Here is a 21,290-nt window from a genome sequence, read left to right as displayed (position 1 = left end):
CTTTCTGCCTCGATTCTTACATTGTCATCTCATCTTTGGGAAGGAAATATTTTAATGCCACTTCATTTGTAGCCGCATCAGCCAGGTTGATACAACTGTTTCCCATACGGTCAATCAAATGAAGAATATTCGTAAATGGTGTTGTCAGACTCGCTTTACATTTTCCTTTGTTGACACGCTGGATATGGGATTTGCGCATCATAATGTCCAAATTGACAATCTTGTCTTTGCGCTTCATCAGCTTTTCAAGCTCTACTGTTGTATCACCGCGTAATGCCTTTGTCGCTGAATCAAACATCTTCTCCAGAGTTTTCAGACATTTTGCAAGTTCATCCATCGCTTCCTGTGAATATTTATACTGGTTTGTTTCTTTTTCTTTCATAGATAATGCAATTCCGGCACTTAAATTACCGATTCGTTCCACATCTCCCAGCACATACATCAGTCCCGCTGTCTGGGATGCCTGCTGTTCGGTCAAAAGTCCGGAAGAAAATAATCCTGCCAGATAATCTGTGATTTTATCTGTGAGCTTTGTTACTTTCGCACTCTCCTCCTGTATCTTATCTACACCTTGCATCTGATTTTCTTTTACGACAGTCACCGTATCATGCAGAACTTTTTTCACCTGATCGCTCAGATGTAAAATCTCTTTTGCGACAAGCTGCAGCGCTGCTGCCGGCTGATTTTTCACATTCTCATCCAGATATAATGTCTCAAACGGATCTGATTCGGTCTTCTTTCCATCCGGAATCAGGAACATAACAATCTTCACCATCACTCCAATCAGGCATACCCAGATCAGTGTCATTGTAATATTAAAACAAGTATGCGCATTCGCAATCTGTCTGGAAATCACTTCCACTTCCGGTCCTTTTGGTGAAATAAAACGGATCAGTGTAGCATATGGTTTCACAAACCATATAAATAAAAAACTTCCTGATATATTAAAAATACAATGCGCCACGGCTGTTCTCTTTGCATCTTTCGTCTGTCCTATACTTGCAAGAAGTGCCGTGATCGTTGTTCCGATATTGTCTCCAAGCAGGATCGGAATCGCACCAGTAAGTCCAAGAATACTTGTCATACCGTCTGGTCCTGCCTGTGCTGCAAAATTCTGTAAGACTGCGATGGTTGCACTACTACTCTGTACGACCAGCGTCATTAATGTACCTACTCCCACTCCAAGAACCGGAATATGTTTTACACTTGCAATAAGTTGTGTAAACATCGGACTGGATGCCAGCGGTTTCATGACGTCTCCCATTGTCTCAATTCCAAGGAATAACAGACCGAATGCAAATATCGTCTGTCCTATACTTTTTGCTTTTTCTGATTTTGCAATAAATGCAATGATAAATCCCACAAAAATAATGATATATATGTAATCGCTGATCTTAAATGCAATAATCTGTGCCGTCATGGTTGTTCCGATATTTGCACCAAATATAATAGAAATTGCCTGTGGCAGGTTCATAAGTCCTGCACTGACAAATCCGATTGCCATGACCGTTGTGGCGCTGCTGCTCTGCAGAACTGCCGTTGTAAGCGCTCCGGCAAGCACACCGAGAACCGGATTCTTTGTCAGTAACGCCAAAATACTTTTCATCTTCTCTCCAGCTGCTTTCTGCAGACACTCGCTCATCATATTCATTCCATAAATAAAGATTGCAAGTCCCCCCAGCAGACCAAATACAATCTGCATATTTTCATTCATATTGATTTCTCTCCTTTTTGCTGTACAATTTACTATCGTTGCTATTCTAGCGAATGCACATGCAAATCAGATGAAATCTATGTTAAATCTATGTAAAGTCAGCTCATGTATTACAGAAAAACAGTAAAAAAAGCCGGCCTCTAAGGCTCGGCTATATTATACAGTACACGATCCAGCATCTTTTTCAATGCTTCTACTTCTTTTTTATTCATTCCCAGTGTCAGCATCTTATCCAGTTTCTTCCGGTCTGTTTCCATCCTCCTCTGAATATCATATGCTTTCTCAGTCAGGTAAATGTTCTTGCAACGCTTATCTTCGTTGCTCGGTACTACAAGGATAAATCCTTTTTCATCCAGTCGTTTCATAAGTCCTGTCACAGTCGGATTACGCAGACTCAGCGCTTTTTCAATATCTCTCTGGGTTACATGCTCTTTTCTGCTTGTAAATAAATAATCCAGCACCGCACACTGTGAAGCTGTGATTCCCAGCGTACGTAGTTTGCGGTTAAATTCTTTTTCGTAAATTGTGCTGATCTGCTTAAACAAAAATCCAAGCGTCGTTCTCTCCCGCATCTTATGTTTCCCTCCTCATGAACTTCCCGGCTTTCTTATAAATATATCCGACTTTTAATACTCACGAATCACACTGCTGATTTCCTGTGTCGTATCCATCTCTCTTAAATGCATCAACGCATCCTGCATATGATACTCTTTTACTGCTTCCGTTACGATAACAAGTTCAGCGACTCCGTCTGTAATGACCTTCTGGATCACTTTGGAAATGCTGACTTTGTGCTCACCGAACATGCTGGCGATTCGTGCAAGAACGCCCGGTTTGTTTGTTACCTGCATGCGTACAAAGAATTTATTTTTCACATCATCTGAACTCTTGACCGGTGTATTCTTGTAGCAGGTACAGCTGATTCGTCCGGTACATGAGAACTGGATATCGCGGATAATGTCGATCACATCTCCCATAACAGCACTGGCTGTTGGAAGCTCTCCGGCGCCTCTTCCGTAAAACATCGCATCATCTAATGCATCTCCGTGTACAAAAACCGCATTAAAGGAATCTCTGACAGATGCAAGCGGATGATTCTTCGGCAGCATCATCGGATAAACTGCAACCTCAATACCATCTTCTCTGTTATGTGCCACTCCGAGAAGCTTGATCACACTGCCAAATTCTTTTGCATATGCGACATCCTTCGCAGATATCTTTGTAATTCCTTCTGTGTATACATCGTCAAATACAACTCTGGAATGAAATGCAATGGAAGCTAAGATTGCAACTTTTCTTCCAGCATCCAGACCTTCAACATCCGCAGTCGGATCTGCTTCCGCATATCCAAGCTCTGTCGCTTTTGCCAGCGCTTCTGAAAAGTCCATGCCATCCTCAAACATCTTTGTCAGGATGTAGTTTGTTGTTCCGTTCACGATACCGATCACTTCATCAATCTCATTCGCTGCAAGACACTGTTTCAGCGGACGAATGATTGGGATACCGCCTGCAACAGCCGCCTCAAAGAGGAAATCAACCTGATTTTCCTGTGCTGCATCCAGTAATTCTCTTCCGTGCACTGCCACCAGATCTTTATTCGCAGTCACTACATTCTTCCCTGCGCAGAGTGCTTCCAGAATCATCGTCTTCGCCGGTTCGATTCCTCCCATTACTTCAATCACAATCGAAATCTCCGGATCTTCTACTATTTCTTTCCAGTTATCTGTCAGAAGAGAGGCATCTACGCCTTCTCTTTGTTTGTTCATATTATGTACAAGGATTCTTGTAATCTCAAGATTCGCTCCTGATTTTTTTACCGTTTCTTCTTTCTGTCTTTGAACCAGTTTATAAACACCGCCGCCCACGGTTCCTAATCCGAGGAGTGCTGCCTTTATTTTCTTACATTCTGCCATATATCCCTACCCTCATTCTTTCCTGTATTTTTATGACGTCTTTACAGACATCACAATCAATTTTATTATAGCATTATCTGGTGGATATAGTCAAAAATGTTCTATAATAACATCTTTTTATCATTGCATGTTTTATAAGCATTTGCGAAAATTAGAAAATTCAAAAAACTTTTTTAAAAAAAGTGTTGACAAAAACTAATTCACGTAGTATAGTATGTATTGTTCTGAGGAACACATAACACAGAACAACAACTTAAGATATGCGACAGTGGCTCAGTTGGTAGAGTACGACCTTGCCAAGGTCGGGGTCGCGGGTTCGAACCCCGTCTGTCGCTCTTGAAGAGGAATTGCAGTTTGCGGTTCCTTTTTTGCATATACGGTGAACCCAAGTACAGATTTTTGCTTGCACTGTATTTGACGAATGTGCCTCATCGAGCTCGCATTCTCCCGGAGGCTATTATTTATAATAGAAAATACAATTTCTTGTTATATAAAAAACTGCAGCAAAATGTCCATAACCAGACACCTTGCTGCAGTTTTTTATAATTCTGAATATTTACAGAATATCAATATATTCTCCTGCCAGCGCTTTATTCATACTGCGGACTGCGCAGAATTTTCCACACATACTGCATGTATCGCTGTGGTCATCTTCCGGACTTCTGCTGTCACGGATTGCTCTTGCTGTATCAGGATCCAGTGCGCATGCATACTGTGCTTCCCAGTCAAGCTTTCTTCTCGCGTCACCCATCTTATCATCAATATCTCTTGCTCCTCTGACACCTTTGGCAATATCAGCCGCATGTGCTGCGATCTTGGAAGCAATGATTCCCTGTTTTACATCATCAACATTCGGAAGTGCCAGATGTTCTGCCGGTGTTACATAACAGAGGAATGCAGCTCCGTTCATAGCAGCCACAGCGCCACCGATAGCGGCAGTAATGTGATCATATCCCGGTGCGATGTCTGTAACGAGAGGTCCTAATACATAGAACGGTGCTCCCATACAAATACTCTTCTGCACCTGCATATTTGCTGCAACCTGATCAAGCGGCACATGTCCCGGTCCCTCTACCATAACCTGGACATTGTGATCCCATGCACGCTTTGTCAGTTCGCCAAGGCGTACCAGTTCTTCGATCTGGCATACATCCGTTGCGTCTGCCAGACATCCCGGTCTGCATGCATCTCCCAGAGAAATTGTAACATCATACTCTTCGCAGATGTCCAGGATCTCATCATAATATTCGTAGAACGGGTTTTCTTCTCCAGTCATGCACATCCACGCAAATACAAGACTTCCACCACGGCTTACAATGTTCATTTTTCTCTTATGCTTTTTGATCTGCTCAATCGTTTTTCTTGTGATTCCGCAGTGCAGCGTTACAAAATCCACTCCGTCTTCTGCATGCATACGGATAACATCTACAAAATCTTTTGCTGATAAAGTAGCAAGGTCTCTCTGATAATGGATCACACTGTCATATACCGGAACTGTACCGATCATAACCGGACATTCACTTGTCAGTTTGCGGCGGAATGGCTGCGTATTTCCGTGGCTGGACAGATCCATGATCGCCTCTGCGCCAAGATTTACCGCACTCATGACCTTTTCCATCTCAATGTCATAGTCTTTACAGTCTCTGGAAACGCCAAGATTGACATTAATCTTTGTACGGAGCATACTTCCTACCCCTTCCGGATCCAGACAGGTATGATTCTTGTTTGCACAGATCGCTACCTTTCCTTCAGCAACCAGTTTCTGTAATTCTTCTACTGTCATCTTTTCTTTTTCTGCAACTTTTTCCAGTTCTGGTGTAACAATTCCCTTTCTTGCCGCATCCATCTGTGTTGTGTAATTTCTCATTGGATCATCCTCCTGTAAATAAAATCTTTTTTCTGCCATGTAAGCATGGCGCATTTTCCTATTCCATAAAAAAAACGCTTCTGCCACCGCAAAAAACGTTTTCGTATAAAAAGAGATGCGCAGGCATCTCTTCTCTTCCGTAATTCTTCCCTACGTTGGCATTATCCAAATCAGGTTATAGGTCGAAACAAATTATAGTTTCCTCTCAGCCAGCTTTGTACCAGCTCCCTGTAACATTAAATTGTATATTTAATTATAGTTTTGCTCTCTGTAAATGTCAACCTAAAATATCTTCGTTGTCCATTTGCTCATGTCCCAGACTTCCTGCACGACATCTTTATAAAATTCCGGTTCATGACAGATTAAAAGAATACTTCCTCGGTATTCCTGAAGCGCTTTTTTCAGTGCATCCTTGGCGTCTACGTCCAGATGATTGGTCGGCTCATCCAGAAGCAGAAAATTCGTGTCACGGTTGATCAGTTTACAAAGACGGACTTTCGCCTGTTCTCCACCACTCAAAACACGGACCTGACTTTCGATATGCTTTGTCGTAAGCCCGCATTTTGCAAGCGCAGAACGCACTTCATACTGTGTAAAAGACGGAAATTCTTCCCATAACTCTTCGATACAGGTATTTTTATTCTCCCCTTTTACTTCCTGTTCAAAATATCCAAGTTCCAGATTCTCTCCCAGTTCACATTCCCCTTTCAGAGAAGGAAGCAGTCCGAGAATACTTTTAAGAAGTGTTGTCTTTCCAATTCCGTTCGTTCCGACAAGAGCAATTTTCTGTCCCCGTTCCATCGAAAAATTCAGTTTTTTCGATAATGGTTTATCATAACCGATCACAAGATCTTTTGTCTCAAAAAGCATTTTTCCCGGCGTGCGTCCGTAACGGAAATGAAATTCCGGCTTCGGCTTTTCTGCCGCAAGCTCGATCACATCCATTTTATCCAGTTTTTTTTGTCTGGACATTGCCATATTTCTTGTCGATACACGCGCTTTATTCCGTGCCACAAAATCTTTCAACTCACTAATCTCCTGCTGCTGTCTGCGGTATGCTGCTTCCAGCTGTGCCTTCTTTACTGCATAAACTTCCTGAAAATGGTCATAATCGCCCACATAACGGTTCAGTTCCTGATTTTCCATATGATAAATAATATTCACCACATCATTGAGAAATGGGATATCGTGCGAGATCAGTATAAATGCATTTTCATATTCCTGCAAATAGCGTTTCAGCCATGCAATATGTTCTTCATCGAGATAATTAGTTGGCTCATCCAGAAGCAGAATGTCTGGTTTCTCCAGCAATAATTTTGCCAGCAGAACTTTGGTGCGCTGCCCGCCACTTAAGTCTGTAACATCACGGTCTAATCCAAGATCCAGAAGTCCCAGCGCTCTTGCCACTTCTTCTACCTTTGCATCAATTGTATAAAAATCATGCAAAGTCAGCTCATCCTGAATTGTTCCAAGTTCTTCCATTAATTCTGCCATCTGTGCATCATCTGCTGTGCCAAGCAGATCGCATATCTCATTCATGCGGATTTCTTTCTGCAGAAGACTGTCAAATGCAGATTTTAGAACTTCCCGGATTGTCATGCCTTTTTTCAGCACCGCATGCTGATCCAGATATCCTGCATGTACGTTTTTCGACCATTCTACTTTTCCTTCATCCGGCGTCAGTTTTCCAGTCACAATGTTCATGAATGTAGACTTTCCTTCTCCATTGGCTCCTACCAGCCCGATATGTTCACCTTTTAATAACCGAAAAGAAACATCTGAGAAAATGGCTCTGTCTCCAAAGCCATGTGTCAGATGTTCCACGTTTAATATACTCATAGAAAATCTCCTACCCCTCCAGCAGCATTGCGATCGCTGCCGGGTCTTCCTCAGCCGAAGCCTGCACGCACAGCAGTACGTCCTGGACATACGACTGTGCGAAATCAAGCGAGCCGGCAATTTCTATTATTGTTTTGCCTTCTTTATATAATGCAAGAATCTGTTCGATTTCTTTTATCTTCTCTCTGAGTGTTTCATCAGCAATAGATGGATGTTCCATATACTCTCTACTCCTGTTCCTGGGCATTTTCTTCCACTTCAAGTCCCAGCTCATCTAACTGCTTTGCATCAACCGGTGACGGAGCTTCTGTCATAAGATCAGATGCGTCTTTTACTTTCGGAAATGCGATCACATCACGGATGCTGTCCTGCTTTGCCATAAGCATAACAAGACGATCCAGTCCGTATGCCAGTCCTGCGTGCGGCGGAACTCCGTATTTGAATGCTTCAAGCAGGAATCCAAACTGCTCTTGTGCCTGCTCCGGTGTGAACCCGAGAACTTCAAACATCTTGCTCTGAATATCCTGATTGAAGATACGTACACTTCCTCCACCGATCTCGTTACCGTTCAGCACAATATCATATGCCTTTGCACGAACTCTTCCCGGATCACTGTCAATATACTGAAGATCTTCTTCCATCGGCATAGTAAATGGATGATGCATCGCTGTAAAGCGATTCTGTTCATCATTCCACTCAAGTAATGGGAACTCTGTTACCCAGAGGAATTTGTACTCATTCTTATCCAACAATTCCATCTGACGGGCAAGTTCCAGACGCAGTGCACCAAGAACATCCCATACAACTTTATTTTTATCTGCTGCAAACAGAAGTAAGTCTCCATTCTCTCCACCCATTGCCTGGATCAAAGAAGCCTGCTGCTCTTCTGTCATAAATTTGGCGAATGAGGATTTTACAGTTCCATCTTCGTGGATTGCAATATATGCAAGTCCTTTTGCGCCATAGTCTTTTGCAAAATCAACCAGTTTGTCAATTTTCTTTCTTGCCATGCTACCCTGTCCTTTGGCGTTGATGCCACGGACAGTTCCGCCATTTTCAATCGCACTTTTAAACACAACGAAATCAAAGTCTTTTACAACTTCTGTTACGTTCTGAAGTTCCATTCCGAAACGGATATCCGGCTTATCAGAACCGAAACGATCCATTGCTTCCTGCCATGTCATTCTCTGAATCGGCAGTGATACTTCAACACCAAGAACTTCTTTAAATAATTTTGCGAGAAGACGTTCATTTACTTCAATTACATCATCTACGTCAACAAAAGAAAGCTCCATATCAATTTGTGTAAATTCCGGCTGACGGTCTGCTCTTAAGTCCTCATCACGGAAACATTTTGCAATCTGGAAATAACGGTCACATCCGGAACACATCAAAAGCTGTTTGAAAAGCTGTGGTGACTGCGGGAGTGCATAAAAATGTCCCTGATGCACACGGCTTGGTACAAGATAATCTCTTGCTCCTTCCGGTGTACTCTTGATCAGGATCGGAGTCTCAATCTCCATAAATCCTTCTTCTGCGAGAAATTGACGGGTTAATGTCGCAACTTTGCTTCGCATCATCAGGTTCCTCTGCATATCCGGTCTTCTCAGATCCAGATATCTGTATTTCAGACGAATCTCTTCTTTTGTCTTTGAATTTTCTTCGATCTGGAACGGTGGTGTCTCAGACTCGGAAAGTACACGTAATTCTTCCGGAATGATCTCAATCTCTCCGGTTGCCAGATTTTTATTAACTGCGCCGGAACGTTTTTCCACTTTACCTACAACAGCTACTACATATTCCGAACGAAGCTTCGCGGCCTTTTCGATCAGCGCTGCATCCGTCTTGCCTTCTTCGCATACAACCTGAATGATTCCGGAACGGTCTCTGACGTCAATAAATACGAGACCTCCTTTGTTACGGTTTTTCTGTACCCAGCCCATGATTGTCACAGTTTCACCTGCATTCGCTGCAGATAACTCGGCACATCTATGAGTTCTTTTTAATCCCTGCATTGATTCTGCCATGATCCTTCTCCTTTTCTTCTCTATATTCTACAGACGGTCTGCGTAGCAGTCTACAATATCTGCATAGCCTTCCCCTGTAAGCTGTTCTTTCTGGAACTTCTTGTTTTTCTTCATATTGACGATCAGTACCTGTTTTCCTTCTTCTCTGTCTTTTTTCGCCATTGCAAGTACTTTTAACATACTTTCTTTTGGAAGCTTCTTCTCCAAAAGGTATGCCTTTTTCTCTTTTGCTGCCGGAACTTTGTATCCATTTTCCAGAAGCAGCATAACGATTCTCTCAAATCCGATAGAGAATCCGCATGCCGGCGTATCCTGCCCGGTAAATTTACCGATCATCCTATCATATCTTCCGCCACCTGCTACGGAACCTCCGAAGTCATCCATTGTTACTTCAAAGATTGTTCCTGTATAATAAGACTGTCCACGCACCAGTGTCGGTGTAAATTTTAGATTAAATTCGCACTCTTTTGCCTCTTCCACACTTGACATGATCAGTTCCATACTCTGTGCAGTCTCCTCCGGCAGATATTCTCCTAACTTTTCTTTCAGATAATGGATTCCTGTTACATCTGCGCTTACTTCATCAAAAAGTTTCAGATATGTCTCTACGTTTTCTTTTGCATAGCCCATCTCGATCAGCTCATTTTCTACACCTTCTGCACCGATCTTGTCCATCTTATCTAAAATAATGAAAATTTCATCGTAATCTTCCTCTTTGAATCCGCTGTATGCAGCCATTGCTCTTAAAATTCCACGATCATTGATACAAACTGTAAAATTTTTGAAATCCAGCTTGCCAAGCATTGCTGTTGTCGCAAGGATCAACTCGATCTCTGCCAGCGCAGATGCTTCACCTAAAACATCAATATCACACTGCATAAACTGACGAAAACGTCCTTTCTGCGGACGGTCAGCTCTCCATACATTACCGATCTGCAGCGCCTTGAAAGGTGCCGGAAGTTCATTGGAATGGTTAGCATAATATCTTGCAAGCGGAACTGTCAGATCATAACGCAGACCTCCGTCTGCCAGATCATTTTCCTCTTTTGCCTGATCAATCTTTAACTTCTCGCCTCTCTTCATAATCTTGAAGATCAGCTTCTCATTATCTCCGCCCTGCTTGCTGCACAGATTTTCAATATGCTCTACACATGGTGTCTCCATTGACGTAAATCCAAAACTCTTGTAAGTCTTTTTAATAAGACCGATCAGATAATCACGGATCTCCATCTCTGCAGGAAGGATGTCCTTCATGCCGGTAACCGGTTTCTTCTTTAATGCCATAGCCATTCTCCTTTTCGTTCTATCATTTCATCAATCCTCTGGATATACGCGTCGATTGCTTTTACATTCTCCAGCCGAATCAGATTTGTTTCTTTTTTCTTTTTGCTGCCCTGTACCGGCACCGGGTTCTTTAATACGATCTTCGTCGATGCGCCTGCACCTGCAGCGATAATGGATTGTTTTTCTTCCATAATAAGTATATTGTAAATTCCGGCTTTGTCAACCTTTGCATAACCTACATTTTCAAAATTTCCGGCAATATTCTTCTGCCGGTACAAATAATATGGCAAAAGTCCCATCTCTTTTGCCACGCGTCTTGCTTCATCTACCATCTCTTTTGTATCTGGGCCGACAGAAGGTTTTTCATCAGACCGTCCCATCTTTGCAGCACGCTTGATTGCAAGAGAATGTACTGTCAGGCTGTCCGGTTCCAGCTCTTTAATCTGTGAAAGCGTATCTTCCATATCCGCAAGTGTCTCACCCGGAAGTCCTGCGATCAAATCCATATTAATATTGTCAAATCCAAGACTTCTTGCCGTATGATATGCATCACGGATCTGTGAAACAGTATGTTTTCTGCCAATCAGATCCAGCGTTTTCTGCTGCATTGTCTGCGGATTAATAGAAATCCTACTGATTCCATGCTCCGCAATTACCTGTAGCTTTTCCGGTGTAATACTATCCGGTCTGCCAGCCTCTACGGTATATTCCAGAAGATACTCTCTTGAAAAATATGTATCGATACAGTCTAACAGTCTCTTCAACTGTCCGGCAGTTAGTGTAGTCGGTGTACCTCCGCCAATATAAATCGTATTTAATTTCTTCTCCACGGATACCTTTCCGATGTAAGCAAGTTCTTTGCACAGTGCATCTAAATATGCTTCCACACTGTCTTTCCAGTCAAACAGTGCGCCTGAGCTAAAGGAACAGTAGCTACAGACACTTGGGCAAAATGGAATTCCGACATACAGACTGTATCCATTTTCATAATCCAGTCTGTCAAGTAATTCTTTCTCCCGGTTTGCGATTTCCCATGCAAGAATAGTTTTCTCTTCACTCGCCAAATTTTCTTTTTGAAACCACTGGACAAAAGCGCTTTTATCCATTCCTTCCTCCAGTTTTTTCATAGCGATTTTTGTCGGACGCACTCCGGTAAGGACACCCCACGCAAGGGAACGTCCGGTTATTTCTTTCAGTTTTCTGTATAATGCACGATCAAGTTCCTTCTTTGTCAGTTCTTTTTCTCTGGAAATGGCAAGCCTGCTTCCATTCGGGAGAACCGCCTCTACATAATTAGAGGCTTTTTCGTCCACCCGGGCCACCATGTTCCCGGCTGGATAAAAAGCCTTCATAATATGATACGCATTATACGTGTATGATTCGTTACAACATATAATTTCCATCATCTTTTCTCCCATCCATCTTACACATATGGATTGTGCGTTTTCTCATGTCCGATCATCGTCTCTCCCATATGACCCGGGTACACATGTGTCTCATCCGGTAAAAGGAATAATTTTTCTCTTACAGAACGGACGATCGCCGATGTGCTGCTGTTTTCAAAATCTGTACGTCCGACAGAATTCTGGAATAGTGTATCACCGCTGAACAGCACATTCTCAGATTCTACATAGTAACAGCAACATCCCATCGTATGACCCGGTGTGTGGATCACCCGGAAATCATATCCGGCAAATGTAAGAACATCTCCGTCCTTCACAGTCTTCGCTCCGGCAAATGTATAACCATTGGTATAAGTCAATGACTGGTTCAGTCTTGCATCCGCCAAAAGATCCGCATCATGTTCTTCTACATAGACAGGAACATCATAAACTTTCTTAAAATCATCAATCCCCATTATATGGTCAAAATGTGCATGTGTCAGCAGAATTGCTTCCACCGTAATATTCTCTTCTTCGATATAATTCTTCAGAGCTCGCGGAAAAGCAGCCAGATCAACAATGACCGCGTGCTTTGTCTCTTCATTTATCACAAGATAACAATTCGTGCTGATAATACCTGTTACAAATTTTTCTATTTTCATTCCAGTTTTACCCCGTCGTTCTTTCAATATCGATCACGCCCTCGATCTGGCGCAGTTTCTTCACAATATGCTCTAATTCGTCTCTGCCATGAACAATAAATCCTGTCTCGATCGTCGCAGTTCCCTGCTTGCTTGTACGCACATTCATAGATTTGACATCCACATCTGCCTCTGTAAAGATCTTGGACATCTCCATTAAAAATCCCTGTCTGTCATGTGCATACATCTTGATCTCTGCAAGGTACTGTCCGGTCGCTTCCTGTGTAACGTCACTTTCCCATTCAGCATCAATCAGTCTTGCACGTTCAGATTCTGTCAGATGAATCATATTGATACAGTCTGTCCTGTGGATAGATAATCCTCTTCCGCGTGTAACAAAACCAACAATCTCATCACCCGGAACCGGATTACAGCATCTGGAAAAGCGGACTGCAACATCATCTATCCCCTTAACCACAATTCCACTCTTGGATTTGGCAATGTGCACTTTATTCTTGGACGCTTCCGCAACCTTCTCCAGTACACTCTCATCGGCAAGCTCCTGCTTGTGTTCCTTGCTGTATTCTTCTACCAGTCGATTTACAACCTGTCCTTCTTTTAGGCCTCCATGACCAATCGCCGCAAGCACAGAATCCCAATCTTTAAAACCATATTTTCTCTGTACCGTCTCTTGGTATTTCATATTCGTAATATGGGAAACATTGATGGATTTGGCTTTGCAGTAAGCAACGATCATCTCTTTTCCTTTGATGATATTGCTCTCTTTAAACTCCTTCTTGAACCATTGATTGATCTTGTTCTTCGCCTGTGTACTCTTAACGATATTCAGCCAGTCACGACTCGGTCCTTTGGAGTTCTGGGATGTCAGTATCTCAATACGGTCACCGTTCTGGATCTTATAGTCTATATTTACAAGTTTACCGTTGACTCTGGCACCGACCATCTTATTACCGACAGCACTATGAATCGCATAAGCGAAATCAATCGGTGTTGATCCGTTCGGAAGGTTTTTGACATCTCCCTGCGGTGTAAAGCAATAAACATCTTCCGCAAACAGATCCAGATCTCCTTTGATCAGATTCAAGAACTCTCTGTTATCTGACATATCTCTCTGCCATTCCAGAATCTGACGAAGCCAGCTTAACTTCTCTTCTTCCTGTGCCTCCACACTCTTCTTGCCATCATTGGATTCCTTATATTTCCAGTGTGCTGCGATACCATACTCTGCTGTCTTATGCATCTCAACCGTACGGATCTGTATCTCAAATGGCTGTCCCACAGAACTCATCAGTGTCGTATGTAGAGACTGGTACATGTTTGGTTTTGGCATTGCAATATAATCCTTGAAACGTCCCGGAATCGGTGTGTACATCTCATGGATGACACCGAGCGCCGCATAACAGTCCTTCACAGAATCTACAATAATACGGACTGCAAACAAATCGTAGATCTGATCTACGGTCTTGTCCTGATTGACCATCTTCTTATAAATACTGAAGAAATGCTTGACACGTCCGTTCACTTCACATTTGATATTGGCATTCTTCATATGTGTCGATACTTCCTGAACGATCTGATCTACAAATTCTTCACGTTCTGTTTTTCTTGCATTGATCTGATTCACCAGATCAAAAAAGACTTCCGGCTGTGAATATTTGAGTGCCAGGTCATCCAGCTCAGTCTTGATCTTGGAAATACCAAGTCTCTGGGCGATTGGTGCATATATATCCATCGTCTCTTTTGCTTTTTCCTTCTGCTTTGCAGGAGTCATAAACTGCAGTGTCCGCATGTTATGCAGACGGTCAGCCAATTTGATAATGATAACACGGATGTCTTTTGCCATGGCAAGAAACATCTTACGGAGATTCTCCGCCTGTACTTCCAGTTTATCGGAAGAATAGGATAATCGTCCGAGTTTTGTAACTCCATCTACAAGAAGTGCTACTTCATCTCCAAATTCACGTTTGATATCTTCTTCTGTATATTTTGTATCCTCTACGACATCATGTAACATTCCTGCTGCAATCGTCTCTTTATCCATCTCCAGATTTGCCAGAATGATCGCAACCCAGAGCGGATGCACAATATATGGTTCTCCGGACTTACGGCACTGGTCTCCGTGTGCCTCTTTCGCCAGAGCATATGCTTTTTCAATCATACTGACATCCGTAGACGGATGGTACTTCCGGATACGGGCAATTAACATGTCATACAGCTCGTCCGGGTTCTCATACTCACCCGGCTTCTTAATCCCATGACCATCCACAACATCCAGCCCTTTTGTAAGATCTTTGGTAAGAGTGCTTGCCGCAATCTTATTATCCAATGACTCATACGTTGTCTTTGACATATTAACGCCTCCTTCCTCTGATTTCTCTTTCCTTTATCTGTCTGTTCTACCTTATATTACGGATTACTTGCCCGGATAGCAGATTACAGACTCTACGTCATATCCTTTCAGACGCTCACGGCCTTTGAGTCCTGCCAGTTCCATCAGGAATACTGCTTTCACTACAACACCGCCAAGTCCTTCGACCAGCTTGACCATCGCTTCATTCGTTCCTCCTGTTGCAATAAGATCGTCAACGATCACAACTTTTTGCCCTGGTTTAATCGCATCTCTGTGCATCTCCAGTTCGGCGCTTCCATATTCAAGATCATATTTGATTCCTATGGTCTCGCATGGTAATTTGCCTTTTTTGCGGATTGGCACGAATGGCTTGTGTAAATTATATGCAATCGGAACACCGAAAATAAATCCCCTGGATTCCGGTCCGACAACGATATCAAAATCTAATCCTTTTAACTTCTCCTGCATCAGATCAATTGCCAGATGCAGTCCGTCTGCGTCCTGTAACACACTTGTTACATCACGGAAGATGATACCTTCTTCCGGAAAATCCTCAATACTTCTTACATATTCTTCTATCTGTTTCATAATGCATCTTCTCCGTTTCATGATAAAATACAAAATTAGTATATCATTACTTGATATGATTTTCAAATAATTCTATAGATATTCACCTATGATCCCATTTACCGATAATGCATCACTACAATCTGCAATGTTTTTCTGCCCAGATAATCGTTGATTTCCGGATAAAAGGTTGCCTGGATTGTCACCTGGCTTCTGCCGCCTGTAAGAAGCTCTGTTACTTCCTGTTTTCCATATTTTCCCTCCAGGTAACCGATAAACTTCTCTACTTCACCAAAATAAACCGCATCCAATATGACATGCTCTGCATTTTCCAGACGCATTTTCAATACATTTTTGTTGCGTCCAAGAACCCTCGCGCTGCGTATTACCAGATTTTTTTCTGCAAATACCGGCTTGGTATTACCTTTACCGAATGGCTCCAGCAATTTGATCTCATCGATAAACTTCGGCGATATCTTGGAAAATGGCAATTGCATATCAATTGTTATCTTTTCCGAAAGATCCTTCTCACTCAGCATACATTTCTCATTCAATTTTCTGCGCAGCTTATCGATATTCTCTACCGGAAGAGACAGTCCCGCCGCCATCTTATGTCCACCATATTTATCCAGAAGTTCTTCACACTCATGAAGTTTCTCATACATATAATAAGCTTCAATCGATCTGCCGGAGCCTTTTGCTCCTTCTTTAGCGTCCGTGATAACAAAGACTGGCCTGTAGTATTTTTCCCGGATCTTTCCTGCCACAATTCCCGCCAGACTCTCATGACACTCCGGCAGATACACTACCAGTACTTTATCTTCTTTTAATGTAGAGTGTTCTATATATTCAATCGCTTCTTTCACGGCTTTCGCAGTCAGATCTTTCCGGCTGTCATTCAGTGCCTTCAGATCTCCTGCCAGAACATCTGCCTCTTTTTTGTTCTTCGCCCGCAAAAGCTCCAGTGCGCGTTTTGCCGTATCCAGCCTTCCTCCGGCATTGAGACACGGTCCGATCACAAAACCGATATGATAGGAATTCAGCCGCTCCTTTTCAATTCCATTGCATTCCATAAGCGAACGCATCCCCGGATTGGCAGTCCGCTTTAGCATTTCAAGACCTTCCCGCACAAAGATCCGGTTTTCATCTTCCAGATCCATCACATCACCAATCGTTGCCATTGCAACATTTTCTATAAGGTAATCGATATCATCCACATCATGTCCTGTCACCTCATACAATGCTTCCATCAACTTGTATGCAACTGTTGCTCCGCAGATCCCCTCATAAGGATAATTGCAGTCCGGCTGTTTCGGATCAATGACTGCATCTGCCGGCGGAAGAATATATTTTCTTTTACCTTTATAATTCATTTCCGCAGTCTGATCTTTTTCTTCCTGTTTTTGCTCATCTTCATAAGGCACTTCATGATGATCTGTTACGATCACAGTCATGCCAAGTTCTTTCGCATATGCGATCTCTTTCCTGGCGGCAATGCCATTGTCACAGGTGAGAATCGTATCGACTCCGGCACTTGCCGCCCGCTCGATCAGCTCATTGCTCAGGCCGTAGCCATCCGTCATACGGTTTGGAATATCATAATCCACCTCTGCTCCCAGTCCTTCCAGTCCTTCCAGTAAAATATACGTTGCATTCACACCATCGATATCATAATCTCCGATCACACGTATTTTCTTCTTATCCGCAATCTTCTCTGTCAATATGTCAATGGCTCTGTTCATATCTTTTAACAGCATGCCATCATACAGATCTGAAATCGTTCCATGAAGATACTTCTCCATCGCTTCCTCTCCTATGACATTTCGATTTCTGATCAGGCTTACCAGTTGTTTACTAATATGAAATTTTTCGCTCAGTTCCTCAAACTTTGCTCCTTTGCGAAGTAATACCCAGCGTTCCATCTGCTTCTCCTTTAGTTCTCTTTTTTATAAACTGCCCTCCGCTTCTGACAGTCAGATGGCAGTAAGGAAACAGCCACAACCATAGGATCTATGGTCATGGCTGCTTATGTTCTTATATCGGAACCGTATTATTTTTTCTTCTTTTTGCCTCCCGTCTGTTTTGCAGGCTGTGCTTTTGCACCGATTTTCATCTTCATGACATACCACAGTGCACCTGTAATACATACAGAAGAGTAAGCCCCCCATGCAACACCTACCATCAGCGGTGCAGCAAATTCCTTAATAGAACTAACACCAAGAATAAACAGGATTGCTACCATAACAAACGTTGTCAGAGAGGTATAAATACTTCTTGTCAAAGTCTGTGTAATGCTCTTGTTTACAAGCATATCCAGATCTGCTGCTTTCTTTCTGCCACGCAGTTCTTCACGGATTCGGTCAAAGATAACGATCGTCGCGTTGATCGAATATCCAACAATTGTAAGCACTGTCGCAATAAATGTATTACCTACAGAAATTCTTACAACACCGTAGAAGATGATTACGATTATTACATCATGTAGCAATGCAAGTACGGCACTGGTTGCAAAGCGGATATCTTTGAATCGGAACCAGATATACAACAGCATACAGATGGCTGCAATAATAACCGCAATAACTGCATCCTGACGCATCTCACTGCTTACAGTAGAGCTGATATTCTCTGCAGTGATCTTAGATTCATCTACTTTAAAGTTATCTACCATCGCTTTGTTCAGCGCTTCACGCTGTTTTAAGCTTAATGTAACGGTCTTGATGATAATCTGTTTTGTTCCGGCAACTTTCTGTGTCTGAACATTGTGATCACCGGTTGTCTTCTCTACAACAGGTACGATCTTCGCATCAATATCATTGATAGAGTAGTCTTCATTAAATGTTACATTCGTAGCTGTACCACCCTGGAAGTCCAAACCATATGCAAATGCTCCGTCTCCTTTTGATGCATGGAATCCCATGATTCCAAGTCCAATTACCATAACAGCAATTGAGAATGTAAAGAAATACTTTTTCTTTGCAAGGAAATCGATAGTCTTTCTTTCCTTCTTCCATGGACGATAGTAGAATTTTTCGTTTCTGATACCGACACCATAGAACGCATATACGATCATACGTGTGATAACAAGTGCTGTAAACATCGATACAATGATACCTATTGCAAGTGTCTGTGCGAATCCTTTTACTGTACCGGAACCCTTAAACCACAGAACTGCTGCTGCAATCAGTGTTGTTACGTTACCGTCAACGATTGCTGACATCGCTTTGTGGAATCCGGTCTTCAGTGAATTCTTCACTCCTCTGCCTGCCGTCATCTCTTCTTTCACACGAGCGAAGATGATAACGTTGGCATCCACCGCCATACCGATACTCAGGATAATACCTGCAATTCCCGGTAACGTCAGTGTAATGTCAAATGCATTCAGGATAACCATTACCAATCCTGTATAAATCAGAAGTGCAAGTCCGGACGCAAGTCCCGGCAAGTAATATACCCATAACATAAACAGGAACACAACCGCAAGTCCGATCGCACCTGCTACTAAACTTGTATGTACTGCCTGCTCTCCGAGCTGTGCTCCCACAACCTGGGAACGGAGTTCTTCCAATTCCAGTTTCAGTCCACCGATACGAATCGTAGAAGCAAGTCCGTCTGCCTCTTCAAATGTCATATTTCCTGAAATCTGTGCAGAACCATCTGTAATCTCATTCTGTACATTCGGCACACTGACAAATGCTCCGTCGTAGTAAATACCGATACTCTCGCGTGCTTTGTAAGCTTTCTTCGTAGCATCTGCAAACTTCTTCGTTCCTGCCTTTGTAAACGTCAGTGATACAATATTCTCTTTTGCTTTTGTTGTCGGATTCTCTGTCGTCTGTGCTTTTGCAGATTTGACATCTGTTCCTGTCAGAACAATAGAGCCGTCTTTCTGCATTTCTTCCAGAGATTTTGAAAGCTTGTAATCTTTCGCAGCATCTCCTGTAGAGCTGACAAGTTTATAATTGGCTTTGCCTTTGCTGTCTGTCTGTGAAATAAAATACAAAGAACCCGGTTGTCCAAGTTCATCCAGAATCTCATTTGCATTGGAAACACCCGGAATCTCAATGTTGATTCTGTCTTTACCTTCCTGGTAAACAGAAGCTTCTGTACTGTACTGTTCTACACGCTTCTGCAACTTGTAGATCGTATCATTCATCTCGCTGTCTGTCGGGTTGTCATCTTTTACTTTATATGTAATACTGACACCGCCTGCCAGATCCAGTCCGAGCTTGATATTCTGTGCCGAACCGGTATGACCTTTTCCGAATCCGACAGCAGTGGTAAATCCCAGAAGTCCAATCAGCACGATCGTCAAGATCAGACTCAGTATACCCTTCCCCTTTTTCATAATTGCTAAACCTTTCCTTTCTTTCCGACTCCATAAACTGCACTGTCTGAAATTATATGCTTTCAGCGTATACAGTCCACTTTGTTAGTTTAGCACAATTTATCCAAATTGAAAACCTTTTCCTTATATTTCACCGAACAATTCACAGGCTGCGATAAAACACGCTTTGCGAGTTTTATCCGCTGATTAGCGGTCGTCAAATGCTGTCATGTAAGCATGACGCATTTTCCTCGTCGCCATAACAAAAAGCTTCTGATACCATGCTTTTCATCTGATATCAGAGGCTCATTTTTCCTTCATTGTATTCCTTTATTGTATTCCGTTATCTTACTTCCGTAATTTTTATGAGATCATACCGCCTGTCATGCCACCACCTGTACAGAGAATCCATGCTGTCAGCATATTAAGCCCATTTCCGGAAAGCGAACGATACAGTATGATCGTAATGACCAGAAGCAGAATAAAATACAAATTTCCCAGAAGGAGTCCCCAGAAAAAGCGTCTGGTTCTGACCAGCTTTCCGATCACAATTCCTCCTACAACCGTTGATAATACATATACTGCCACAATTACTGCCGAAACAAGATGCTCATTCCATTCAAATTTGTACAACAAAACAGACAACAGCAGCAGACTGATGCCTGTTACTACATAGGAAAAAAGCAATGCCTTCAACAGCCATATGATTTTCTGATTTTTTTCCAGCCTGTTCATCTTCTTCCCTCCTCTTTATCAAAAGTATGAAAAGAAAAGGGCTTTTATTCCTGTTTCTTCCTCATTGTTCCATCTGTCTGCCGAGAAAATCTGCAACGCAGACGGCGACCTGCATTTCCAGATCGGTTAATTTCTTTCGGTTCTTTTCGCCAAGTAAAAGCACACCTCCAATCACGTCCCCTTCACACAAAATCGGGCCGATTGCTTCTCCAGTGAAAGCAGACTCTTCAACATCCACAACATTTATATAAGAAGAATCCTCCTGAAATGCAAGCAGTTTTTTCCTTTTTAACAGTATTTCTTCCAGTTCTTTACTGATAAGCTGCTCGTCCAGTTCTTTTTTACCTCCACCTGCCACCGCAACGATTTGATCCATATCGCAGATTGCTGCCGTGCAGTGCAGGCTCTGCGATAAGCTCTGCACATAATTTCCCGCCAGTGCACTCAATTCGCCGATTGGTGAATATTTCTTCAATACGATTTCACCTTCCCGGTCTGTAAATATCTCTAACGGATCTCCTTCCCGAATGCGGAGTGTTCTGCGGATTTCTTTTGGAACAACGACGCGCCCGAGATCATCTATCCTTCTGACTATTCCTGTGGCTTTCATATTCTCCTCCAATACC

Annotated in this window: 16 protein-coding genes, 1 tRNA gene and 1 riboswitch; of the genes, 1 reads left to right on the top strand and 16 read right to left on the bottom strand. The window is 42.6% G+C overall.

Annotated features, from left to right (window positions below; genetic code table 11):
* Positions 1–16 precede the first annotated feature (16 nt).
* The 3 genes from DXC04_RS11210 to DXC04_RS11200 all read right to left on the bottom strand — a co-directional run bounded on the left by DXC04_RS11210 (position 17) and on the right by DXC04_RS11200 (position 3,627).
* On the bottom strand, positions 17–1,714 hold the full coding sequence (locus DXC04_RS11210) for a Na/Pi cotransporter family protein (protein WP_118661039.1): 1,698 nt from the start codon (positions 1,712–1,714) through the stop codon (positions 17–19).
* A 140-nt stretch (positions 1,715–1,854) separates the two neighbouring features.
* Positions 1,855–2,286, bottom strand: coding sequence for a MarR family winged helix-turn-helix transcriptional regulator (locus DXC04_RS11205; RefSeq protein WP_021861541.1), 432 nt, complete (start codon positions 2,284–2,286; stop codon positions 1,855–1,857).
* A gap of 54 nt (positions 2,287–2,340) precedes the next feature.
* Positions 2,341–3,627 carry a homoserine dehydrogenase gene (locus DXC04_RS11200; protein ID WP_118661038.1) on the bottom strand — a complete coding sequence of 429 codons (1,287 nt, stop codon included), beginning with the start codon at positions 3,625–3,627 and terminating at the stop codon, positions 2,341–2,343.
* 262 nt (positions 3,628–3,889) lie between these two features.
* Between DXC04_RS11200 and DXC04_RS11195 the strand changes: the two genes are divergently transcribed.
* Positions 3,890–3,962: transfer RNA gene (locus tag DXC04_RS11195), tRNA-Gly, on the top strand.
* A 221-nt stretch (positions 3,963–4,183) separates the two neighbouring features.
* On the opposite strand, the gene thiC is transcribed toward DXC04_RS11195, so the two are convergent.
* The 13 genes from thiC to DXC04_RS11130 all read right to left on the bottom strand — a co-directional run bounded on the left by thiC (position 4,184) and on the right by DXC04_RS11130 (position 21,274).
* The gene (gene thiC, locus DXC04_RS11190) at positions 4,184–5,494 is read right to left on the bottom strand and encodes a phosphomethylpyrimidine synthase ThiC (protein WP_021861543.1); all 1,311 of its coding nucleotides are present in this window, start codon (positions 5,492–5,494) and stop codon (positions 4,184–4,186) included.
* A 130-nt stretch (positions 5,495–5,624) separates the two neighbouring features.
* A riboswitch (TPP riboswitch) is annotated at positions 5,625–5,736 on the bottom strand.
* A gap of 40 nt (positions 5,737–5,776) precedes the next feature.
* Positions 5,777–7,333: an ABC-F family ATP-binding cassette domain-containing protein gene (locus DXC04_RS11185; RefSeq protein ID WP_118661037.1), complete on the bottom strand. Its 1,557-nt coding sequence runs from the start codon at positions 7,331–7,333 to the stop codon at positions 5,777–5,779.
* A 10-nt stretch (positions 7,334–7,343) separates the two neighbouring features.
* Positions 7,344–7,553 (bottom strand): hypothetical protein, encoded by a 210-nt coding sequence (locus DXC04_RS11180; RefSeq protein ID WP_021861545.1) that lies wholly within the window; start codon positions 7,551–7,553, stop codon positions 7,344–7,346.
* Positions 7,554–7,560: 7 nt separating this feature from the next.
* Positions 7,561–9,360 carry an aspartate--tRNA ligase gene (aspS, locus tag DXC04_RS11175; protein ID WP_117538346.1) on the bottom strand — a complete coding sequence of 600 codons (1,800 nt, stop codon included), beginning with the start codon at positions 9,358–9,360 and terminating at the stop codon, positions 7,561–7,563.
* 27 nt (positions 9,361–9,387) lie between these two features.
* A complete protein-coding gene (hisS, locus tag DXC04_RS11170) occupies positions 9,388–10,650 on the bottom strand; it encodes a histidine--tRNA ligase (RefSeq protein WP_118661036.1) in 1,263 nt (420 codons plus the stop codon).
* On the bottom strand, positions 10,635–12,050 hold the full coding sequence (gene hemZ / locus DXC04_RS11165) for a coproporphyrinogen dehydrogenase HemZ (protein WP_118661047.1): 1,416 nt from the start codon (positions 12,048–12,050) through the stop codon (positions 10,635–10,637). Before hemZ ends, hisS begins: the two co-directional genes overlap by 16 nt.
* A gap of 17 nt (positions 12,051–12,067) precedes the next feature.
* A complete protein-coding gene (locus DXC04_RS11160) occupies positions 12,068–12,688 on the bottom strand; it encodes an MBL fold metallo-hydrolase (protein WP_118519608.1) in 621 nt (206 codons plus the stop codon).
* Positions 12,689–12,695: 7 nt separating this feature from the next.
* Positions 12,696–15,038, bottom strand: a complete 2,343-nt coding sequence (locus tag DXC04_RS11155) for a RelA/SpoT family protein (protein WP_118661035.1) — start codon at positions 15,036–15,038, stop codon at positions 12,696–12,698.
* 63 nt (positions 15,039–15,101) lie between these two features.
* Positions 15,102–15,626, bottom strand: a complete 525-nt coding sequence (locus DXC04_RS11150; protein WP_118661034.1) for an adenine phosphoribosyltransferase — start codon at positions 15,624–15,626, stop codon at positions 15,102–15,104.
* 98 nt (positions 15,627–15,724) lie between these two features.
* Positions 15,725–17,527 carry a single-stranded-DNA-specific exonuclease RecJ gene (locus tag DXC04_RS11145; RefSeq protein WP_118519610.1) on the bottom strand — a complete coding sequence of 601 codons (1,803 nt, stop codon included), beginning with the start codon at positions 17,525–17,527 and terminating at the stop codon, positions 15,725–15,727.
* 128 nt (positions 17,528–17,655) lie between these two features.
* Positions 17,656–19,950, bottom strand: a complete 2,295-nt coding sequence (locus DXC04_RS11140) for a protein translocase subunit SecDF (RefSeq protein WP_021861553.1) — start codon at positions 19,948–19,950, stop codon at positions 17,656–17,658.
* Positions 19,951–20,292: 342 nt separating this feature from the next.
* Positions 20,293–20,664, bottom strand: coding sequence for a TIGR04086 family membrane protein (locus DXC04_RS11135; protein WP_118661033.1), 372 nt, complete (start codon positions 20,662–20,664; stop codon positions 20,293–20,295).
* Positions 20,665–20,725: 61 nt separating this feature from the next.
* Positions 20,726–21,274 carry a stage V sporulation T C-terminal domain-containing protein gene (locus DXC04_RS11130; RefSeq protein WP_021861555.1) on the bottom strand — a complete coding sequence of 183 codons (549 nt, stop codon included), beginning with the start codon at positions 21,272–21,274 and terminating at the stop codon, positions 20,726–20,728.
* Positions 21,275–21,290 lie beyond the last annotated feature (16 nt).

It is taken from the genome of Dorea sp. OM07-5, from assembly GCF_003481355.1.
GTDB lineage: Bacteria > Bacillota > Clostridia > Lachnospirales > Lachnospiraceae > Dorea_D > Dorea_D hominis.
The sequence above is the reverse complement of the archived record's forward strand: the minus strand, read 5'-3'. Positions and strand labels throughout refer to the sequence as shown.

Bases quoted from the DNA above. Each gene is read 5' to 3' on its own strand.
- thiC (WP_021861543.1), bottom strand. From the start codon at position 5,494: ATGAGAAATTACACAACACAGATGGATGCGGCAAGAAAGGGAATTGTT.
- DXC04_RS11185 (WP_118661037.1), bottom strand. From the start codon at position 7,333: ATGAGTATATTAAACGTGGAACATCTGACACATGGCTTTGGAGACAGA.
- aspS (WP_117538346.1), bottom strand. From the start codon at position 9,360: ATGGCAGAATCAATGCAGGGATTAAAAAGAACTCATAGATGTGCCGAG.
- hisS (WP_118661036.1), bottom strand. From the start codon at position 10,650: ATGGCTATGGCATTAAAGAAGAAACCGGTTACCGGCATGAAGGACATC.
- DXC04_RS11200 (WP_118661038.1), bottom strand. From the start codon at position 3,627: ATGGCAGAATGTAAGAAAATAAAGGCAGCACTCCTCGGATTAGGAACC.
- DXC04_RS11180 (WP_021861545.1), bottom strand. From the start codon at position 7,553: ATGGAACATCCATCTATTGCTGATGAAACACTCAGAGAGAAGATAAAA.
- DXC04_RS11160 (WP_118519608.1), bottom strand. From the start codon at position 12,688: ATGAAAATAGAAAAATTTGTAACAGGTATTATCAGCACGAATTGTTAT.
- DXC04_RS11210 (WP_118661039.1), bottom strand. From the start codon at position 1,714: ATGAATGAAAATATGCAGATTGTATTTGGTCTGCTGGGGGGACTTGCA.
- DXC04_RS11145 (WP_118519610.1), bottom strand. From the start codon at position 17,527: ATGGAACGCTGGGTATTACTTCGCAAAGGAGCAAAGTTTGAGGAACTG.
- DXC04_RS11150 (WP_118661034.1), bottom strand. From the start codon at position 15,626: ATGAAACAGATAGAAGAATATGTAAGAAGTATTGAGGATTTTCCGGAA.
- DXC04_RS11140 (WP_021861553.1), bottom strand. From the start codon at position 19,950: ATGAAAAAGGGGAAGGGTATACTGAGTCTGATCTTGACGATCGTGCTG.
- DXC04_RS11155 (WP_118661035.1), bottom strand. From the start codon at position 15,038: ATGTCAAAGACAACGTATGAGTCATTGGATAATAAGATTGCGGCAAGC.
- DXC04_RS11135 (WP_118661033.1), bottom strand. From the start codon at position 20,664: ATGAACAGGCTGGAAAAAAATCAGAAAATCATATGGCTGTTGAAGGCA.
- DXC04_RS11205 (WP_021861541.1), bottom strand. From the start codon at position 2,286: ATGCGGGAGAGAACGACGCTTGGATTTTTGTTTAAGCAGATCAGCACA.
- DXC04_RS11130 (WP_021861555.1), bottom strand. From the start codon at position 21,274: ATGAAAGCCACAGGAATAGTCAGAAGGATAGATGATCTCGGGCGCGTC.
- hemZ (WP_118661047.1), bottom strand. From the start codon at position 12,050: ATGATGGAAATTATATGTTGTAACGAATCATACACGTATAATGCGTAT.